Here is a 16,997-nt window from a genome sequence, read left to right on the forward strand (position 1 = left end):
GCGCATGGAGCTGCGCAGGGCCGCCTGGTGGGCCACCTCGGCGGGGGCCGTCCAGACGCGTGCGCCCGGGGTGGGGACCGGGTCGGGCGGGGGCACCTTCGACAGCAGGGACTTGATGCCGTCGATGAGTTCCTCGTCCTCGTGCAGGACGTACGACAGGTACGGCTCCGAGGCCTGGTGGGCGATCGTGTAGACGGCACACCAGGTGGCGAGGGTGNNCCGGCGAGCAGGTCGGAGGCCTCGACCAGGAAGTTCAGGGAGCCGCGGCGCAGGCGTTCCAGTTCGCCGAGGCGGGCCGATTCGACGGCGAGCGCGATGCGGTCGGCGGCGAACTGGAGGCGCAGGGCTTCCTCGTTGGAGTATCTGCCGGGGGCCTCGGCGGCGACGCCGAGGGAGCCGGTGAGGCGGCCCTCGACCTTCAGCGGGACCGTGACGACCGAGCGCATGCCCGTGCCGTTCAGCAGCGGGACCGCGCCGGGGACCGCTGTCAGGTCGTCGTGGACGGCCGGCATGCGGGCGGAGCCGTAGCGGCCGGAGCCCGCCTCGACGGGGACGCGGGCGAAGCGCTGGCGGGCGGAGGGCAGGCCCGTGGAGGCGCGGACCTCCAGTTCCGTCTCGTCGTCGGTGGCCAGGAGGAGGAACGCGGAGTCGCCGTCGAGCATGTCGCGGGCGCGTTCGACCGTGCGCTGGAGGAGGCCGTCGAGGTCGTCCGGGGCGGGGTAGCCGATGAACACCTCGAAGGGGTCGGTGCTCTGGCCCTCGGAGGTGGTGGACGTGTCGGAGGCGGGGACGCGCAGGGGGGTCTGGAGAACGGCCCGTTCGTGGTCCCTTACCAGGAGGCACACGGTTGACGGTTCGCCGCCGGTGTCGCGGACGCGCAGGTGGGAGGCGTAGACGGGGGTCACGCGGCCGTTGGCGGCGCGGATGCCGTAGCTGCCTTCCCAGCGGGAGAGCCGGAGTGCGTCCGCGATGCCGGTGCTGGTGCCCGGGGTGTGCGGCCAGGCCGCGAGGTCGGTCAGGGGTTTGCCCGTGACCTGCTCGGCCGGGTAGCCGAAGAGGTCCTCGGCGTCCTCGTTCCAGGCGGTGATGTGGCCGGTGCGGTCGATCTGGATGACGGCCACGCGGACCCGGCCGTCGGCGAGGGGGAGCAGGTCGGCGGGGAGGGCCGGGCCGGCCGCGCGGGTGCCCACCACCCTGGCGGGGAGGTCGAGTTGGAACCAGACGGTCTTGTGGGTGGGGGTGTACTCGACGCCCCAGCGGCCGGCGAGGGCCGCGCACAGCTGGAGGCCGCGTCCGCCCTCGCGGTCGGGGCTGCCCATGTTGATGGCCGAGGCCTGGAGCGGGATCTCGCGCTCCGGGTACCGGTCGGCGACCTCGATGCGCACGCCCTCGTCGGTGCGCAGGCAGAGCAGGTCGGCGGAGGTGCCGGCGTGGACGACGGCGTTGGTCACCAGTTCGCTGGTGAGAACGACGGCGTCGTCGACGATGTCGGCGAAGCCCCAGCCCTGGAGGGTGTCGCGGACGAAGGAGCGGGCGCTCGCGACAGATCGCCCGACGGGCTCGAAACTGGCGGCCGCGCGCGCGGTGATCACAGAACTCCTCGACCGGTTCTCGACGTGCTGGGCTGCGTGGCCGACCGGCTCGCGCCGCTGATGCGGCAGGTCGCCCGTCGGCCGGGGGTCCGGGGGCTGTCCCCCAGGGATCAGTCCGGTGGTCATGTGTGCGGCCGCCCCTCCGATGCCCGCTCGTCTTCGTGCCACCGCCCAGGCCGGACGAACCGGCGCGGCTGGACAGCCGGATGCAAGGTTACTTACCTTCGCGGTCCATGCGGATGCCGGTCTGCAGTGTTTCCGTCCGGAGGGTGTGCGGACGATGTGCGAAGCTGCCGAACTGTTATGGCCTGGTTCGGGCAGGGTGAAACACTGGGCAAGCTTCTTGTGAAAGTCCGGGCAGGCTGAGTGTCGTCTGCGTACGGGGGGCAGCAGCCCCCTGGGCACGGCCTGGTATGCAGGGCGGAGAATACGCAGTAGTAACCGGTACGCCGAGCGCGGTACCCCAGCACAGCAGTGATGGTCGACCCCTGCGGGAGGGACACAGTGGAGTCTGGCGCAGCGACGCGTGGCAAGAGGACGCGCGCGAAAGGCGGACAGTCCCCGAGCAACCAGGGAAAAGTGCGCAGTGGCACGACTGAGGTGGACACGGCAGCCCTGAACCGGCTGATGGTCGCCCTGGTGTCGATGCGGGACGGCAACTTCCGCAAGCGGCTCACGGTGTCCGGGGACGGCGTGATGGCCGAGATCGCGGCGGTTTTCAACGAGGTGGCCGACCGCAATCTGCATCTGACGGGTGAGCTCTCGCGGGTGCGGCGGATGGTGGGCCGGGAGGGCAAGCTCACCGAGCGGCTGGAGACGGGGGCCTGTGAGGGCTCCTGGGCGACCGCGATCGACAACTCGAACGCCCTGGTGGACGACCTGGTGCGGCCGGTTTCCGAGGTCAGCCGGGTGCTGTCCGCGGTGGCCGAGGGTGATCTGTCGCCCCGTATGGAGCTGCGGACGCAGGTGCCGGACGGGAACGGGCAGCCGTTGCGCGGCGAGTTCCTGAAGGTCGGACGGACCGTCAACAACCTGGTCGACCAGCTGTCGACGTTCACCGACGAGGTCACGCGTGTGGCCAGTGAGGTGGGTACCGAGGGCAAGCTGGGCGGGCAGGCCCGTGTGCGCGGTATGTCGGGTTCGTGGCGGGATCTCACGGACTCCGTCAACACGATGGCGTACCGGCTCACCGCTCAGGTGCGGGATATCGCGCTGGTGACGACGGCGGTCGCCAAGGGTGATCTGTCCCGGAAGGTCACCGTCCAGGTGGCCGGCGAGATGCTGGAGCTGAAGAACACCGTCAACACGATGGTGGACCAGCTGTCGGCGTTCTCCTCCGAGGTGACCCGGGTGGCCCGTGAGGTGGGCACCGAGGGTGCGCTGGGCGGGCAGGCGCAGGTGCCCGGGGTGGACGGTGTGTGGAAGGAGCTCACCGACTCCGTCAACACCATGGCCGGGAACCTCACCGCCCAGGTGCGCGGGATCGCGGAGGTGACGACGGCCGTCGCCAACGGTGACCTGTCGCGGAAGGTGACCGTGCAGGCGCGGGGCGAGGTCGCGCAGCTCGCCGAGACGATCAACCAGATGACCGAGACGCTGCGGATCTTCGCGGACGAGGTCACGCGGGTGGCCAACGAGGTCGGGGCCGAGGGGCGGCTCGGTGGTCAGGCGAATGTGCCGGGTGCGGCGGGGACGTGGAAGGACCTCACCGATTCGGTGAACACGGTCTTCCGGAATCTGACCACTCAGGTGCGGGACATCGCCGCCGTGACGACGGCCGTGGCCAACGGTGATCTGTCGCAGAAGGTCACCGTGGACGTGGCCGGCGAGATGCTGGAGCTGAAGAACACCGTCAACACGATGGTCGACCAGCTGTCCGCCTTCGGTGCGGAAGTGACCCGTGTGGCCCGCGAGATCGGTGTCGAGGGTGAGCTGGGCGGTCAGGCGCAGGTGCCGGGTGTGGCCGGGACCTGGAAGGACCTGACGGACTCCGTCAACACGGCGTTCCGGAACCTCACCGGACAGGTGCGCAACATCGCGCAGGTGACGACGGCGGTGGCCAACGGTGACCTCTCGCAGAAGGTCACGGTCGACGTCTCCGGCGAGATGCTCAAGATGAAGAACACCGTGAACACCATGGTGGATCAGCTGTCGTCCTTCGCCGACCAGGTGACCCGGATGGCCCGGGACGTGGGTACGGAGGGCCGGCTCGGCGGTCAGGCCCAGGTGGACGGCGTGTCCGGGACGTGGAAGGAGCTCACCGACTCCGTCAACTCGATGGCCGGGAACCTCACCTCCCAGGTGCGCAACATCGCGCAGGTGACGACGGCGGTGGCCCGGGGTGATCTGTCGCAGAAGATCGACGTGGACGCGCGCGGCGAGATCCTGGAGCTGAAGAACACCATCAACACGATGGTCGACCAGCTCTCGGCCTTCGCCGACCAGGTGACCCGGGTCGCCCGTGAGGTGGGTACGGACGGGCGGCTGGGCGGTCAGGCGCAGGTGCCAGGGGTCGCCGGTGTGTGGCGCGACCTGACCGACTCCGTGAACGGCATGGCCGGCAACCTCACCGCGCAGGTGCGCAACATCGCGCAGGTGGCGACCGCGGTGGCCCGGGGTGATCTGTCGCAGAAGATCGACGTGGACGCGCGCGGCGAGATCCTGGAGCTGAAGAACACCCTGAACACGATGGTGGACCAGCTGTCGTCGTTCGCCCAGGAGGTCACGCGTGTGGCCCGTGAGGTGGGTACGGAGGGCATCCTGGGCGGCCAGGCCGAGGTGCAGGGCGTCTCCGGCACCTGGAAGGACCTCACCCAGTCCGTGAACGGCATGGCGAACAACCTGACCATCCAGGTGCGCAACATCGCCGAGGTCACGACCGCGGTGGCGCGGGGTGATCTGTCGAAGAAGATCACCGTGGATGCCAAGGGCGAGATCCTCGAACTCGTCACGACCGTCAACACGATGGTCGACCAGCTGTCCTCCTTCGCGGAGCAGGTGACCCGGGTGGCCCGTGAGGTGGGCACCGAGGGCATCCTGGGCGGTCAGGCGCACGTGCCGGGTGTCACGGGCATCTGGAAGGACCTGAGCGACAACGTCAACCTGATGGCCAAGAACCTCACCACACAGGTGCGGAACATCTCGCAGGTCTCGGCGGCGGTGGCCAACGGTGACCTGACGCGGCAGGTCACGATCGAGGCGCGCGGTGAGGTCGCGCAGCTCGCAGACACCATCAACACGATGGTCAAGACGCTGAGTTCGTTCGCCGAGCAGGTCACCAAGGTGGCCCGTGAGGTGGGCACGGACGGCATCCTCGGCGGGCAGGCGCATGTGCCGGGTGTGGCCGGTACGTGGAAGGACCTCACCGAGTCCGTGAACCAGATGGCGTCCAACCTGACCGGTCAGGTGCGCAACATCGCGATGGTGACCACGGCCATCGCCAAGGGTGACCTGACGAAGAAGATCGACATCGACGCGCGCGGGGAGATCCTGGAGCTGAAGACGACCATCAACACGATGGTCGACCAGCTGTCGTCCTTCGCCGAGGAGGTCACCCGGGTCGCCCGCGAGGTGGGCACGGAGGGACAGCTCGGTGGGCAGGCACGCGTGCGTGACGTCGACGGCACGTGGCGGGACCTGACCGAGTCCGTGAACGAGATGGCCGGGAACCTGACCCGGCAGGTGCGTGCCATCGCGCGCGTGGCGACGGCGGTGACCCGCGGCGATCTGAACCTGAAGATCGACGTGGACGCGTCCGGTGAGATCCAGGAGCTCCAGGACTACATCAACAAGATGATCGCCAACCTGCGCGACACCACGATCGCCAACAAGGAGCAGGACTGGCTCAAGGGCAACCTGGCGCGGATCTCCGCGCTGATGCAGGGCCGCCGCGACCTGGAGGACGTGGCCTCGCTGATCATGAGCGAGCTGACGCCGGTGGTGTCCGCGCAGCACGGCGCGTTCTTCCTGGCGATGCCGCTGGTCGACGGCGAGGACATGAACGCCGCCGACGACGACCAGTACGAGCTGCGCATGCTCGGTTCGTACGGCTACTCGATGGGCTCCATGCCGACGTCGTTCCAGCCCGGGGAGGCGCTGATCGGCACGGCCGCGACGGAGAAGCGCACGATCCTGGTGGAGAACGCGCCCAGCGGCTACCTGAGGATCTCCTCGGGGCTCGGTGAGGCGCCGCCCGCGCAGGTGATCGTGCTGCCGGTGCTGTTCGAGGGGAAGGTGCTCGGCGTCATCGAGCTGGCGTCCTTCACGCCGTTCACGCAGATCCAGAGGGACTTCCTCAACCAGATCGCGGAGATGATCGCCACCAGCGTCAACACCATCTCCGTCAACACCAAGACCGAGCTGCTGCTGGCGCAGTCGCAGGAGCTGACCGAGCAGCTGCGTGAGCGCTCGGCGGAGTTGGAGCAGCGGCAGAAGGCACTCCAGGCGTCCAACGCCGAACTGGAGGAGAAGGCCGAGCTGCTGGCCCAGCAGAACCGCGACATCGAGGTGAAGAACACCGAGATCGAGGAGGCGCGGCAGGTCCTGGAGGAGCGCGCCGAGCAGCTCGCCGTGTCGATGCGCTACAAGAGCGAGTTCCTGGCGAACATGTCGCACGAGCTGCGGACGCCGCTGAACTCGCTGCTGATCCTGGCCAAGCTGCTCGCCGACAACGCCGAGGGGAACCTCTCCCCGAAGCAGGTCGAGTTCGCCGAGACGATCCACGGGGCCGGTTCCGACCTGCTCCAGCTGATCAACGACATCCTCGACCTGTCGAAGGTCGAGGCGGGCAAGATGGACGTCTCCCCGACGCGGATCGCGCTGGTCCAGCTCGTGGACTACGTGGAGGCCACCTTCCGGCCGCTGACCGCGGAGAAGGGCCTGGACCTGTCCGTGCGGGTGTCGCCGGAGCTGCCCGCGACGCTGCACACCGACGAGCAGCGGCTGCTCCAGGTGCTGCGCAACCTGCTGTCGAACGCGGTGAAGTTCACCGACTCCGGGTCGGTGGAGCTGGTCATCAGGCCGGCGCGGGACGATGTGCCGCAGAAGATCCGGGAGCAGTTGCTGGAGACCGGGTCGCTGACCGATCCGGAGGCCGAGCTGATCGCGTTCTCCGTGACCGACACCGGGATCGGTATCGCGTCCAGCAAGATGCGGGTGATCTTCGAGGCGTTCAAGCAGGCTGACGGCACGACCAGCCGCAAGTACGGTGGTACGGGCCTCGGGCTGTCCATCTCGCGGGAGATCGCCCAGCTGCTCGGCGGTGAGATCCACGCGCAGAGCGAGCCGGGCCGCGGCTCGACGTTCACGCTGTACCTGCCCCTGCACCCCAGCGAACTGCCGCCGCAGGGTTACCAGCAGCAGCTGCCGTCCCTGGAGCCCGGTGATCTGATGGCGTCGACGTCGGACATGTCCGAGCTGTCCGAGGTCGAGGCCGAGACCCCGGCCGAGGTGAAGTCGTACCGCGAGACGCAGAACGGGCCGGCCGCCCTGTTCCGGCGGCGGCGCAGGATGCCGGAGCTGGCACCGCGCCCGGCGCAGCCGGAGCAGTGGACGCCCGACGAGCAGCAGACGGCGCCGAAGACGCAGCGCGGTATCCGGTTCGGCGGTCAGAAGGTCCTGATCGTCGACGACGACATCCGCAACGTCTTCGCGCTGACCAGTGTCCTGGAGCAGCACGGCCTGTCCGTGCTGTACGCGGAGAACGGCCGTGAGGGCATCGAGGTGCTGGAGCAGCACGACGACGTGGCGGTCGTCCTGATGGACATCATGATGCCCGAGATGGACGGGTACGCGACGACCACGGCGATCCGCAGGATGCCGCAGTTCGCCGGGCTGCCGATCATCGCGCTGACCGCGAAGGCGATGAAGGGCGACCGGGAGAAGGCGATCGAATCGGGCGCCTCCGACTACGTCACGAAGCCGGTCGACCCCGATCACCTGCTGACGGTGATGGATCAGTGGATGCGAGGGGAATGAGGGGAACGTTGGACCGTTACGCAACGTTGGCGGGAAGGTTCGGTGTTCACACGGAGTTGCGAACTCAGTGTGCGCATAGTCGTGTAGAAGTACGAGATCTGGGGAACCTTCTGGTCTCCTGCTGCGTTTCTGCTACGAGCACAGTGACATCACGGTGACAGGGTGTGGCGACAGGCGGGGTGCGGCTACGATGACCGGCACAAGGACGGGCGGCGCAAGGGAGTCGTCCCCTGGGGCGGCACCCACCGGTGCAACCCCAGGTCCTGCGGACAGGGGAGGCCCCACGCCGGGGCGAGGAGGGCGGGCCATGGTGCAGAAGGCCAAGATCCTCCTGGTCGATGACCGGCCGGAGAATCTGCTTGCGCTGGAGGCGATCCTCTCTGCGCTCGATCAGACGCTGGTGCGGGCATCGTCCGGGGAGGAAGCGCTCAAAGCGCTGCTCACGGACGACTTCGCGGTCATTCTGCTGGATGTCCAGATGCCGGGCATGGACGGCTTCGAAACAGCCGCGCACATCAAGCGGCGGGAGCGGACCCGGGACATCCCGATCATCTTCCTCACCGCGATCAACCACGGGCCGCACCACACCTTCCGGGGTTACGCGGCCGGCGCGGTCGACTACATCTCCAAGCCGTTCGACCCGTGGGTGCTTCGCGCGAAGGTCTCCGTCTTCGTCGAGCTGTACATGAAGAACTGCCAGCTGCGCGAGCAGGCGTCGCTGCTGCGGCTCCAGTTGGAGGGCAACGGCAAGGACGCGGACGGCGAGGCCAAGGAGTCGGCCGGGCTGCTCGCCGAGCTCTCCGCGCGGCTCGCGGCCGTCGAGGAGCAGGCCGAGGCGCTGACCAAGCAGCTCAACGACGACTCGACGGACGCGGCGGCGGTGGCCACGGCGGCTCATCTGGAGCGCAAGCTCACGGGGTTGCGGCGGGCGCTGGACGCGCTGGAGCCGGGCACCGGAAGCACGTCGTCGGTGTCCTCGCAGAACTGACGCCGGGGCAGGCGCGGTTGCGCGCCCATGAGCCCGCGTCAGTTCTGTGCCTCTCCCGGAGCGACACGAACGGGTGAAGCCGTAGGCACACGTGTCCCTTGTCGTCTCCCCCGGTAACCTCACACTCATGGCCTCACGTCCCTCCGCAGCCAAGAAGCCGCCCGCGAAGAAGGCGGCCGGTTCGGCGAAGGCTCCGGCGAAGAAGGCCGCTGCCAAGAAGGCTCCCGCGAAGAAGGCGCCCGCCAGAAAGGCCGCGGCGAAGAAAGCCGCGCCCAAACCGGCTCCGAGCCCGACCGGGGGCATCTACCGGCTCGTGCGCGCCCTGTGGCTCGGGGTCGCACACGCCGTCGGCGCCGTGTTCCGCGGCATAGGGCAGGGCGCCAAGAACCTCGACCCGGCACACCGCAAGGACGGCGTCGCCCTGCTGCTGCTCGGCATCGCCCTGATCGTCGCCGCGGGCACCTGGGCCGACCTGAAGGGTCCCGTGGGCGACCTGGTCGAGATCCTCGTGACCGGTGCCTTCGGCCGGCTCGACCTGCTCGTGCCGATCCTGCTCGCCGTCATCGCCGTGCGCTTCATCCGCCACCCGGAGAAGCCCGAGGCCAACGGACGCATCGTCATCGGCCTGTCCGCGCTCGTCATCGGCGTGCTCGGCCAGGTCCACATCGCCTGCGGCGCACCCGCCCGCGGCGACGGCATGCAGGCCATAAGGGCCGCCGGCGGCCTCATCGGCTGGGCCATGGCGACCCCGCTGTCGTACGCCATGGGCGACATGCTCGCCGTGCCGCTGCTCGTGCTGCTGACGGTCTTCGGGCTGCTGGTCGTCACGGCCACCCCGGTCAACGCCATTCCGCAGCGGCTGCGGCAGGCCGGGGTGCGGCTCGGGATCGTCCGCGACCCGGCCGAGGACGAGTTCGGCTTCGCCGAGGACGACGAGCGCTACGACGAACAGTGGCGGGAGGCGCTGCCCGCACGCCCGCGCGGGAGGCGCACGCCGGCGCCCGCGGCGTACGACCCCGACAGTGCCGAGCAGGAGGCGCTCTCCCGGCGGCGCGGCCGTCCCCGGCGCTCCGCCGTGCCGCAGCCCGACATGGACCGGCCCATGGACGCCGTGGACGTCGCCGCGGCGGCCGCCGCCGCGCTCGACGGGGCCGTGCTGCACGGGATGCCGCCGTCGCCGGTCGTCGCGGACCTCACCCAGGGCGTGACCGTCGGGGACCGCGAGGCGACCACGCCGACGCCCGTCCCGGCGGCCCGGCCAAAGCAGGAGAAGCTCCAGCAGGACGAGCCCGAGCCGGAGAGGCCGCAGGCGGGCGTCCGCGACCTCACCAAGTCCCCGCCCGCCAAGCCCCGCGACCTGCCCCCGCGCGCGGAACAGCTCCAGCTGTCCGGGGACATCACGTATGCGCTGCCGTCGCTCGACCTCCTCACGCGCGGGGGCCCCGGCAAGGCCCGCAGCGCCGCCAACGACGCCATAGTCGCCGCGCTGACCAACGTCTTCACCGAGTTCAAGGTGGACGCAACCGTCACCGGCTTCACGCGCGGGCCGACGGTCACGCGGTACGAGATCGAGCTGGGTCCGGCCGTGAAGGTCGAGCGGATCACCGCGCTGGCCAAGAACATCGCCTACGCCGTCGCCAGCCCGGACGTGCGGATCATCAGCCCCATCCCCGGCAAGTCCGCGGTCGGCATCGAGATCCCGAACACCGACCGGGAGATGGTCAACCTCGGGGACGTGCTGCGGCTCGCGGAGTCCGCGGAGGACGACGACCCGATGCTGGTCGCTTTCGGCAAGGACGTCGAAGGCGGGTACGTCATGCACTCGCTGGCGAAGATGCCGCACATGCTGGTCGCCGGCGCCACCGGCTCCGGCAAGTCGTCCTGCATCAACTGCCTGATCACCTCGATCATGATGCGGGCGACGCCGGAGGACGTCCGGATGATCCTCGTCGACCCCAAGCGGGTCGAGCTGACCGCCTACGAGGGCATCCCGCACCTGATCACACCGATCATCACCAACCCCAAGCGGGCCGCCGAGGCGCTCCAGTGGGTCGTACGCGAGATGGACCTGCGCTACGACGACCTGGCCGCCTACGGCTACCGGCACATCGACGACTTCAACCGGGCCGTGCGCGAGGGCAAGGTCAAACCGCCCGAGGGCAGCGAGCGCGAGCTCCAGCCGTACCCGTACCTGCTGGTCATCGTCGACGAGCTGGCCGACCTGATGATGGTCGCGCCGCGGGACGTCGAGGACGCGATCGTGCGCATCACACAGCTCGCGCGCGCGGCCGGCATCCATCTGGTGCTCGCCACGCAGCGGCCGTCGGTCGACGTCGTCACGGGCCTGATCAAGGCGAACGTGCCGTCGCGGCTGGCCTTCGCCACGTCCTCGCTCGCCGACTCGCGGGTCATCCTCGACCAGCCGGGCGCCGAGAAGCTCATCGGCAAGGGCGACGGGCTGTTCCTGCCGATGGGCGCCAACAAGCCGACCCGTATGCAGGGCGCCTTCGTCACCGAGGAGGAGATCGCGGGCGTCGTCCAGCACTGCAAGGACCAGATGGCGCCCGTCTTCCGGGACGACGTCACCGTCGGGACCAAGCAGAAGAAGGAGATCGACGAGGACATCGGCGACGACCTCGACCTGCTGTGCCAGGCGGCCGAACTGGTCGTCTCCACACAGTTCGGGTCGACGTCCATGCTCCAGCGCAAACTGCGCGTCGGCTTCGCCAAGGCCGGGCGGCTGATGGACCTCATGGAGTCCCGGAACATCGTCGGGCCGAGCGAGGGTTCGAAGGCTCGTGACGTTCTTGTGAAGCCTGATGAGCTGGATGGCGTGCTCGCGCTGATCCGAGGGGAGTCTGAAGGGTAGGGAAGTGGGTCACGGCCGCCACGCCGAGTCGTACTGCAATCGGGTGTCCGGATCGTGACTCACCCGTAAGGGATCCTTGAGCAACCGTTTCCCTTCGGCATACGTCAAGTTGAGGGAAGCGAGGATCAGCTTCCCCGCCCTCGGGATGTCGGGCCATTCCGATGGCGTACAAAGTGTCACCGCCCGGTTGCCCCACCCTTTTGTACCCCCCCTAGACTGAACCTCCAGCACAGGCGGCTACACGCTCGAAAGGCGCCCCCGTGTCCATCGGCAACTCCCCTGAAGACGAGCGTCCGTTCGAAGACGAGCGCGTCGAAGAAGACCGCGAGGAAGCCCGCCCCTCCATCGGCCGTGCCCTTCAGCAGGCGCGTATCGCCGCTGGCCTGACCGTCGACGACATCAGTAGCGCCACCCGGGTCCGCATGAACATCGTGCACGCCATCGAGGCGGACGACTTCACCGCCTGCGGCGGGGACGTCTATGCCCGAGGGCACATCAGGACCCTCGCCAAGGCCGTCCACCTCGACCCGGCGCCGCTGCTCGCCCAGTACGGCGACGAACACGGCGGGCGCCCGGCTCCGACCCCCGCAGCTCCCCTGTTCGAGGCGGAACGTATCCGTCCGGAGCGGCGCGGGCCCAACTGGACCGCCGCCATGGTCGCCGCGATCGTCGCCGTGATCGGATTCGTCGGGTTCACGATGTTCCAGGGCGGCGGCGACAGCGGCGGCGAGGCGAACGTGGCCGAGGGGGCCACGCCCACGACCGGCGGCTCCGCCTCCCCGACGACCAAGACCAAGAAGCCCACCGACCCCAAGCCCGAGGCGTCCGACAGCGCCATCGCGGCCGCGCCCCAGGACAAGGTGACGGTCCAGGTGGCCGCCGCCGACGGCCGCAGCTGGATCGCGGCCAAGGACCACAACGGCCGGATGATCTTCGACGGGGTCCTCGAGCAGGGCGATACCAAGACCTTCCAGGACAGCTCGAAGGTGCACCTCGTCCTCGGGGACGCCGGCGCGATCGACCTCTTCGTCAACGGCAAGAAGATCAAGGACGACTTCAAGCCGGGCGCCGTGGAGCGCCTGACGTACACGAAGGGTGACCCCGAGGCCGGATAACCGGCCCGAAGGGTGCAGTCGCTACGGGGTTGGCCTGGAAACGGCCAACCCCGTCGACGTGGGGTGTCAGCGGGACGAAGTACTCTTGAGCCCATGCCTGAACGCCGTACCGTCGCACTCGTCACCCTTGGCTGCGCCCGTAACGAGGTGGACTCGGAGGAGCTCGCAGGCCGTTTGGAGGCGGACGGCTGGCAGCTCGTGGAGGACGCCGAGGACGCGGACGTCGCCGTCGTGAACACCTGTGGCTTCGTCGAGGCCGCCAAGAAGGACTCCGTCGACGCCCTCCTGGAAGCCAACGACCTCAAGGGACATGGCAGAACCCAGGCCGTCGTGGCGGTGGGCTGCATGGCCGAGCGGTACGGCAAGGAGCTCGCCGAGGCCCTCCCCGAGGCCGACGGTGTGCTCGGGTTCGACGACTACACGGACATCTCGGACCGGCTGCAGACCATCCTCAACGGCGGCATCCACGCCTCGCACACCCCGCGCGACCGGCGCAAGCTGCTGCCGATCAGCCCGGCCGAGCGGCAGGAGTCGGCCACTGCGGTCGCACTGCCCGGACACGCCCCGGCCGACCTTCCGGAGGGCCTCGCTCCGGCCTCCGGCCCGCGCGCGCCCCTGCGCCGCCGCCTGGACGGCTCCCCGGTCGCCTCCGTGAAGCTCGCCTCCGGCTGCGACCGGCGCTGCTCCTTCTGCGCCATCCCGTCCTTCCGCGGCTCCTTCATCTCCCGCCGCCCGAGCGACGTGCTGAACGAGACGCGCTGGCTGGCCGAGCAGGGCGTGAAGGAGATCATGCTGGTCTCCGAGAACAACACCTCCTACGGCAAGGACCTCGGCGACATCCGCCTGCTGGAGTCGCTGCTGCCCGAGCTCGCCGAGGTGGACGGCATCGAGCGGGTCCGGGTGAGCTACCTGCAGCCCGCGGAGATGCGGCCGGGCCTGATCGATGTGCTGACCTCGACCCCCAAGGTCGCGCCCTACTTCGACCTGTCCTTCCAGCACTCCGCGCCCGCCGTGCTGCGCGCGATGCGCCGCTTCGGCGACACCGACCGGTTCCTGGAGCTGCTCGACACGATCCGGAGCAAGGCGCCCGAGGCCGGTGTGCGCTCCAACTTCATCGTCGGCTTCCCCGGCGAGAGCGAGGCCGACCTGGCCGAGCTGGAGCGGTTCCTGAACGGCGCGCGGCTGGACGCCATCGGCGTCTTCGGCTACTCCGACGAGGAGGGCACCGAGGCGGCGACCTACGACAACAAGCTCGACGAGGACGTCGTCGCCGAGCGGCTGGCCCGTGTCTCGCGGCTGGCCGAGGAACTCGTCTCGCAGCGCGCCGAGGAGCGTGTCGGCCAGACGGTGCACGTGCTCGTCGAGTCCGTCGACGACGAGGAGGGCGTGTACGGCCGCGCGGCGCACCAGGCGCCCGAGACGGACGGCCAGGTGCTGCTCACGAGCGGCGCGGGGCTGAGCAGCGGCCGTATGGTCGAGGCGAAGGTGGTCGGTACGGAGGGCGTCGACCTGGTGGCCGAGCCGCTTCAGGGCTCGTTCGCGTCGCCGGCGTGGAGTGAGGAGGCGGGCAGATGACCGGTGTTCCGGCATCCGCGGCGGGCGGCCCCTCCGGCGCGAGGAGGGCCGCGGCCGGTGCGGCTCCGGGGAAGGTTCCCGGGGCCTCCGCGGGCCGGGCGGCCGCGCGGTCGGCCGAGGACGGGGCCTCCGGTGCGGCGTCAGGCGCAGGGCAGGGTGCGGCGGCCGGTGTGGCGTCAGGTACGCGGCAGGGTGCGGCGGCCGGTGCGGATGCCGGTGCGGATGGCGCTGGGGCCGCTGTCGGTGACGGTTCCGAGAGCGCCGTCGTCGACGCGCAGGACGACGGGAAGCCGGCGCGGGGCGGGAAGCTGGCCGCCGCGGCCGTCAACCAGGCCAGCGTCTGGAACGTCGCCAACCTCCTGACCATGCTCCGGCTGATCCTCGTACCGGCCTTCGTCGCGCTGATGCTCGCGGACGGCGGGTACGACCCGGCGTGGCGGGCATTCGCCTGGGCGGCCTTCGCCATCGCCATGATCACCGACCTCTTCGACGGTCACCTCGCGCGCACATACAACCTGGTCACGGACTTCGGGAAGATCGCCGACCCCATCGCCGACAAGGCGATCATGGGGGCGGCGCTGATCTGTCTGTCCGCGCTCGGCGATCTGCCGTGGTGGGTGACCGGCGTCATCCTCGGCCGGGAACTCGGGATCACCCTGCTGCGTTTTCTGGTCATCCGGTACGGCGTCATCCCCGCCAGCCGCGGAGGCAAGCTCAAGACGCTCACCCAGGGCGTGGCCGTGGGCATGTATGTGCTGGCGCTGACGGGATGGCTGGCCACCCTGAGGTTCTGGGTGATGGCCGCGGCGGTCGTGCTCACCGTGGTGACCGGGCTCGACTATGTGAAACAGGCCATTGTGCTGCGTAGGCAGGGAATCGCCGAGCGCAAGGCCGCGTTGGAGGAGAAGGAAGCGTGAGTTCCACGGCCACCGACGTGGTGCGACTACTCACGGTGAAGGGCGAGACGCTCGCCGTCGCGGAGTCGCTGACCGGTGGTCTCGTTGCGGCGGAGGTCACATCCGTCCCTGGGGCGTCCAAGGTCTTCCGGGGCTCGCTGACGGCGTACGCCACCGACCTGAAGCAGGAACTGCTGAGTGTCGACGCCGCCCTGCTGGCGGCGCGAGGAGCGGTGGATCCGCAGGTCGCGGCCCAGATGGCGGCCGGAGTGCGCAAGGCGCTCGGCACGGACTGGGGCATCGCGACCACCGGTGTGGCGGGTCCGGAGCCGCAGGACGGACAGGCCGTCGGGACGGTTTTCGTCGCCGTGGACGGACCTCGGAGGGTCGATTCCGGTTCTGCCGGCGGCGGAAAAGTGGAGGCTCTGCGGTTGAACGGCGACCGCGAGGAAATTCGTAGAGAGAGTGTACGGAGCGTACTCGCACTGCTCCTGAAGGAGCTTGCGGGCGAACAGACTGGGAATGAGCGGGCACAGGATACGGAACGGAACGGGGGGTTTTGATGTTTGCAGCCCTGAGTGAACACGACATCGCTCCCCGCACGGCCGCGGCGCAAGGCGGTACGGTGGGGCGTAATGGATGCGGCTACGCGGTCCGAGGAGGGAGCCACCGATGATTCTGCTCCGTCGCCTGCTGGGTGACGTGCTGCGTCGGCAGCGCCAGCGCCAGGGCCGTACTCTGCGCGAAGTCTCCTCGTCCGCCCGAGTCTCACTCGGCTATCTCTCCGAGGTGGAGCGGGGGCAGAAGGAGGCTTCCTCCGAACTGCTCTCCGCCATCTGCGACGCGCTGGACGTACGGATGTCCGAGCTCATGCGAGAAGTGAGCGACGAGCTCGCCCTGGCCGAGCTGGCCCAGTCCGCTGCGGCCACCCCCAGCGAACCTGTGCCCACGCCGGTTCGCCCGATGCTGGGTTCCGTTTCGGTGACCGGTGTGCCACCGGAACGGGTGACCATCAAGGCGCCCGCCGAGGCGGTGGACGTCGTCGCCGCGTGACGCTTCGCGCGTGCGTGGCATGAACGAGCGGCGCTGACCAGGCGCTGAGACTGGTGAGGCCCCGGCCGGGGTTCTCCGGGAGATCCGGAGGGGTGTCGGCCGGGGTTTTCGCTTGCCCGCCGATGGTCGGCCGCCGACTGCCGGGCAGGGGCGTGCCCGATTTGTTTGCGTTTGCCGGTAGGGCGTGCGGCGGTCATCGTTGAGGGGAATGGCGGGGGGAAGCCAACGGAGGTGCGGATGTACGTCGTGAAGAGCCCGCTGTCCGACGCGAGCCTGAAGACCGTGTCCGAGGCGTTGCAGGGCGCCCTCGTCGACTTGGTGGACCTCGCCCTCGTGGCCAAGCAGATCCACTGGAACGTGGTGGGTCCGCGCTTCCGTTCCGTGCATCTCCAGCTCGACGAGGTCGTCGACACCGCTCGGAAGTACTCCGACACCGTGGCGGAGCGCGCCGCGGCGCTCGGGATCTCCCCTGACGGGCGTGCCGCGACGGTCGCCGTCGGCAGCGGGATCGGCGTGACCCCCGAGGGGTGGGTCGACGACATGACCGCCGTGGGGGCGCTCGTCGAGGCGCTGGGCGCGGTGATCGCCCGAATGCGGGAGCGGGTCGAGGCGACCGGTGAGCCGGATCCGGTGAGCCAGGACATCTTCATCGGGATCACGGCGGACCTGGAGAAGCATCACTGGATGTTCCAGGCCGAGAACGGGTGACCGTAGCGGGCGCGGCAGCGGGCGACGGGCCGGCCGGAGGGTTCGCCGCTCGGGGCTTCGCTGCTTGCCGTCTCGCGGCTCGTGGTCTCGCAGCTCGGCGCAGTGGGGCGCGCGGTGCGCCCGTGTGCCGTTGGTGCGCCCTGTCCGCCGGCCCGGGGGGCCGCATAGCGTCGGGCTGGAGGTGGCGGCCATGGCGGGGATAGGGCGCTGGGGGGCGCGCGGGGC

At 69.6% G+C, this 16,997-nt stretch carries 9 protein-coding genes and 1 pseudogene; 9 read left to right on the forward strand and 1 reads right to left on the reverse strand.

Going from position 1 to position 16,997, the window contains the following annotated elements; all coding sequences use genetic code 11:
• Nucleotides 1–1,718 (reverse strand): annotated as a pseudogene (locus tag CCL05_RS20280) (GAF domain-containing protein); the annotation flags it as partial.
• A 378-nt stretch (nucleotides 1,719–2,096) separates the two neighbouring features.
• Between CCL05_RS20280 and CCL05_RS20290 the strand changes: the two are divergent.
• The 9 genes from CCL05_RS20290 to CCL05_RS20330 all read left to right on the forward strand — a co-directional run bounded on the left by CCL05_RS20290 (nucleotide 2,097) and on the right by CCL05_RS20330 (nucleotide 16,772).
• A complete protein-coding gene (locus CCL05_RS20290) occupies nucleotides 2,097–7,568 on the forward strand; it encodes a HAMP domain-containing protein (RefSeq protein WP_086561909.1) in 5,472 nt (1,823 codons plus the stop codon).
• Nucleotides 7,569–7,875: 307 nt separating this feature from the next.
• On the forward strand, nucleotides 7,876–8,556 hold the full coding sequence (locus CCL05_RS20295) for a response regulator (protein ID WP_059418393.1): 681 nt from the start codon (nucleotides 7,876–7,878) through the stop codon (nucleotides 8,554–8,556).
• Between the two features lie 127 nt (nucleotides 8,557–8,683).
• Nucleotides 8,684–11,425, forward strand: coding sequence for an FtsK/SpoIIIE family DNA translocase (locus CCL05_RS20300; RefSeq protein ID WP_208641573.1), 2,742 nt, complete (start codon nucleotides 8,684–8,686; stop codon nucleotides 11,423–11,425).
• A gap of 260 nt (nucleotides 11,426–11,685) precedes the next feature.
• Nucleotides 11,686–12,540, forward strand: coding sequence for a helix-turn-helix domain-containing protein (locus CCL05_RS20305; RefSeq protein ID WP_086561911.1), 855 nt, complete (start codon nucleotides 11,686–11,688; stop codon nucleotides 12,538–12,540).
• A gap of 93 nt (nucleotides 12,541–12,633) precedes the next feature.
• The gene (gene rimO / locus CCL05_RS20310; protein ID WP_086561912.1) at nucleotides 12,634–14,115 is read left to right on the forward strand and encodes a 30S ribosomal protein S12 methylthiotransferase RimO; all 1,482 of its coding nucleotides are present in this window, start codon (nucleotides 12,634–12,636) and stop codon (nucleotides 14,113–14,115) included.
• On the forward strand, nucleotides 14,112–15,032 hold the full coding sequence (pgsA, locus tag CCL05_RS20315) for a CDP-diacylglycerol--glycerol-3-phosphate 3-phosphatidyltransferase (protein WP_086561913.1): 921 nt from the start codon (nucleotides 14,112–14,114) through the stop codon (nucleotides 15,030–15,032). Before rimO ends, pgsA begins: the two co-directional genes overlap by 4 nt.
• Entirely contained in the window at nucleotides 15,029–15,574 is a 546-nt protein-coding gene (locus CCL05_RS20320; RefSeq protein ID WP_086561914.1) for a CinA family protein, read from the forward strand. Before pgsA ends, CCL05_RS20320 begins: the two co-directional genes overlap by 4 nt.
• 109 nt (nucleotides 15,575–15,683) lie before the next feature.
• The gene (locus tag CCL05_RS20325) at nucleotides 15,684–16,064 is read left to right on the forward strand and encodes a helix-turn-helix domain-containing protein (RefSeq protein ID WP_003993396.1); all 381 of its coding nucleotides are present in this window, start codon (nucleotides 15,684–15,686) and stop codon (nucleotides 16,062–16,064) included.
• Between the two features lie 237 nt (nucleotides 16,065–16,301).
• Nucleotides 16,302–16,772, forward strand: coding sequence for a Dps family protein (locus CCL05_RS20330; RefSeq protein WP_086561915.1), 471 nt, complete (start codon nucleotides 16,302–16,304; stop codon nucleotides 16,770–16,772).
• The last annotated feature ends 225 nt before the right edge of the window (nucleotides 16,773–16,997 follow it).

This window comes from Streptomyces africanus (genome assembly GCF_002150735.1).
In the GTDB taxonomy this organism is placed as follows: Bacteria; Actinomycetota; Actinomycetes; order Streptomycetales; family Streptomycetaceae; genus Streptomyces; species Streptomyces africanus.

Coding starts and splice junctions, on each gene's coding strand:
- CCL05_RS20325 (WP_003993396.1), top strand. CDS start 15,684: ATGATTCTGCTCCGTCGCCTGCTGGGTGACGTGCTGCGTCGGCAGCGC.
- CCL05_RS20330 (WP_086561915.1), top strand. CDS start 16,302: ATGTACGTCGTGAAGAGCCCGCTGTCCGACGCGAGCCTGAAGACCGTG.
- pgsA (WP_086561913.1), top strand. CDS start 14,112: ATGACCGGTGTTCCGGCATCCGCGGCGGGCGGCCCCTCCGGCGCGAGG.
- rimO (WP_086561912.1), top strand. CDS start 12,634: ATGCCTGAACGCCGTACCGTCGCACTCGTCACCCTTGGCTGCGCCCGT.
- CCL05_RS20300 (WP_208641573.1), top strand. CDS start 8,684: ATGGCCTCACGTCCCTCCGCAGCCAAGAAGCCGCCCGCGAAGAAGGCG.
- CCL05_RS20295 (WP_059418393.1), top strand. CDS start 7,876: ATGGTGCAGAAGGCCAAGATCCTCCTGGTCGATGACCGGCCGGAGAAT.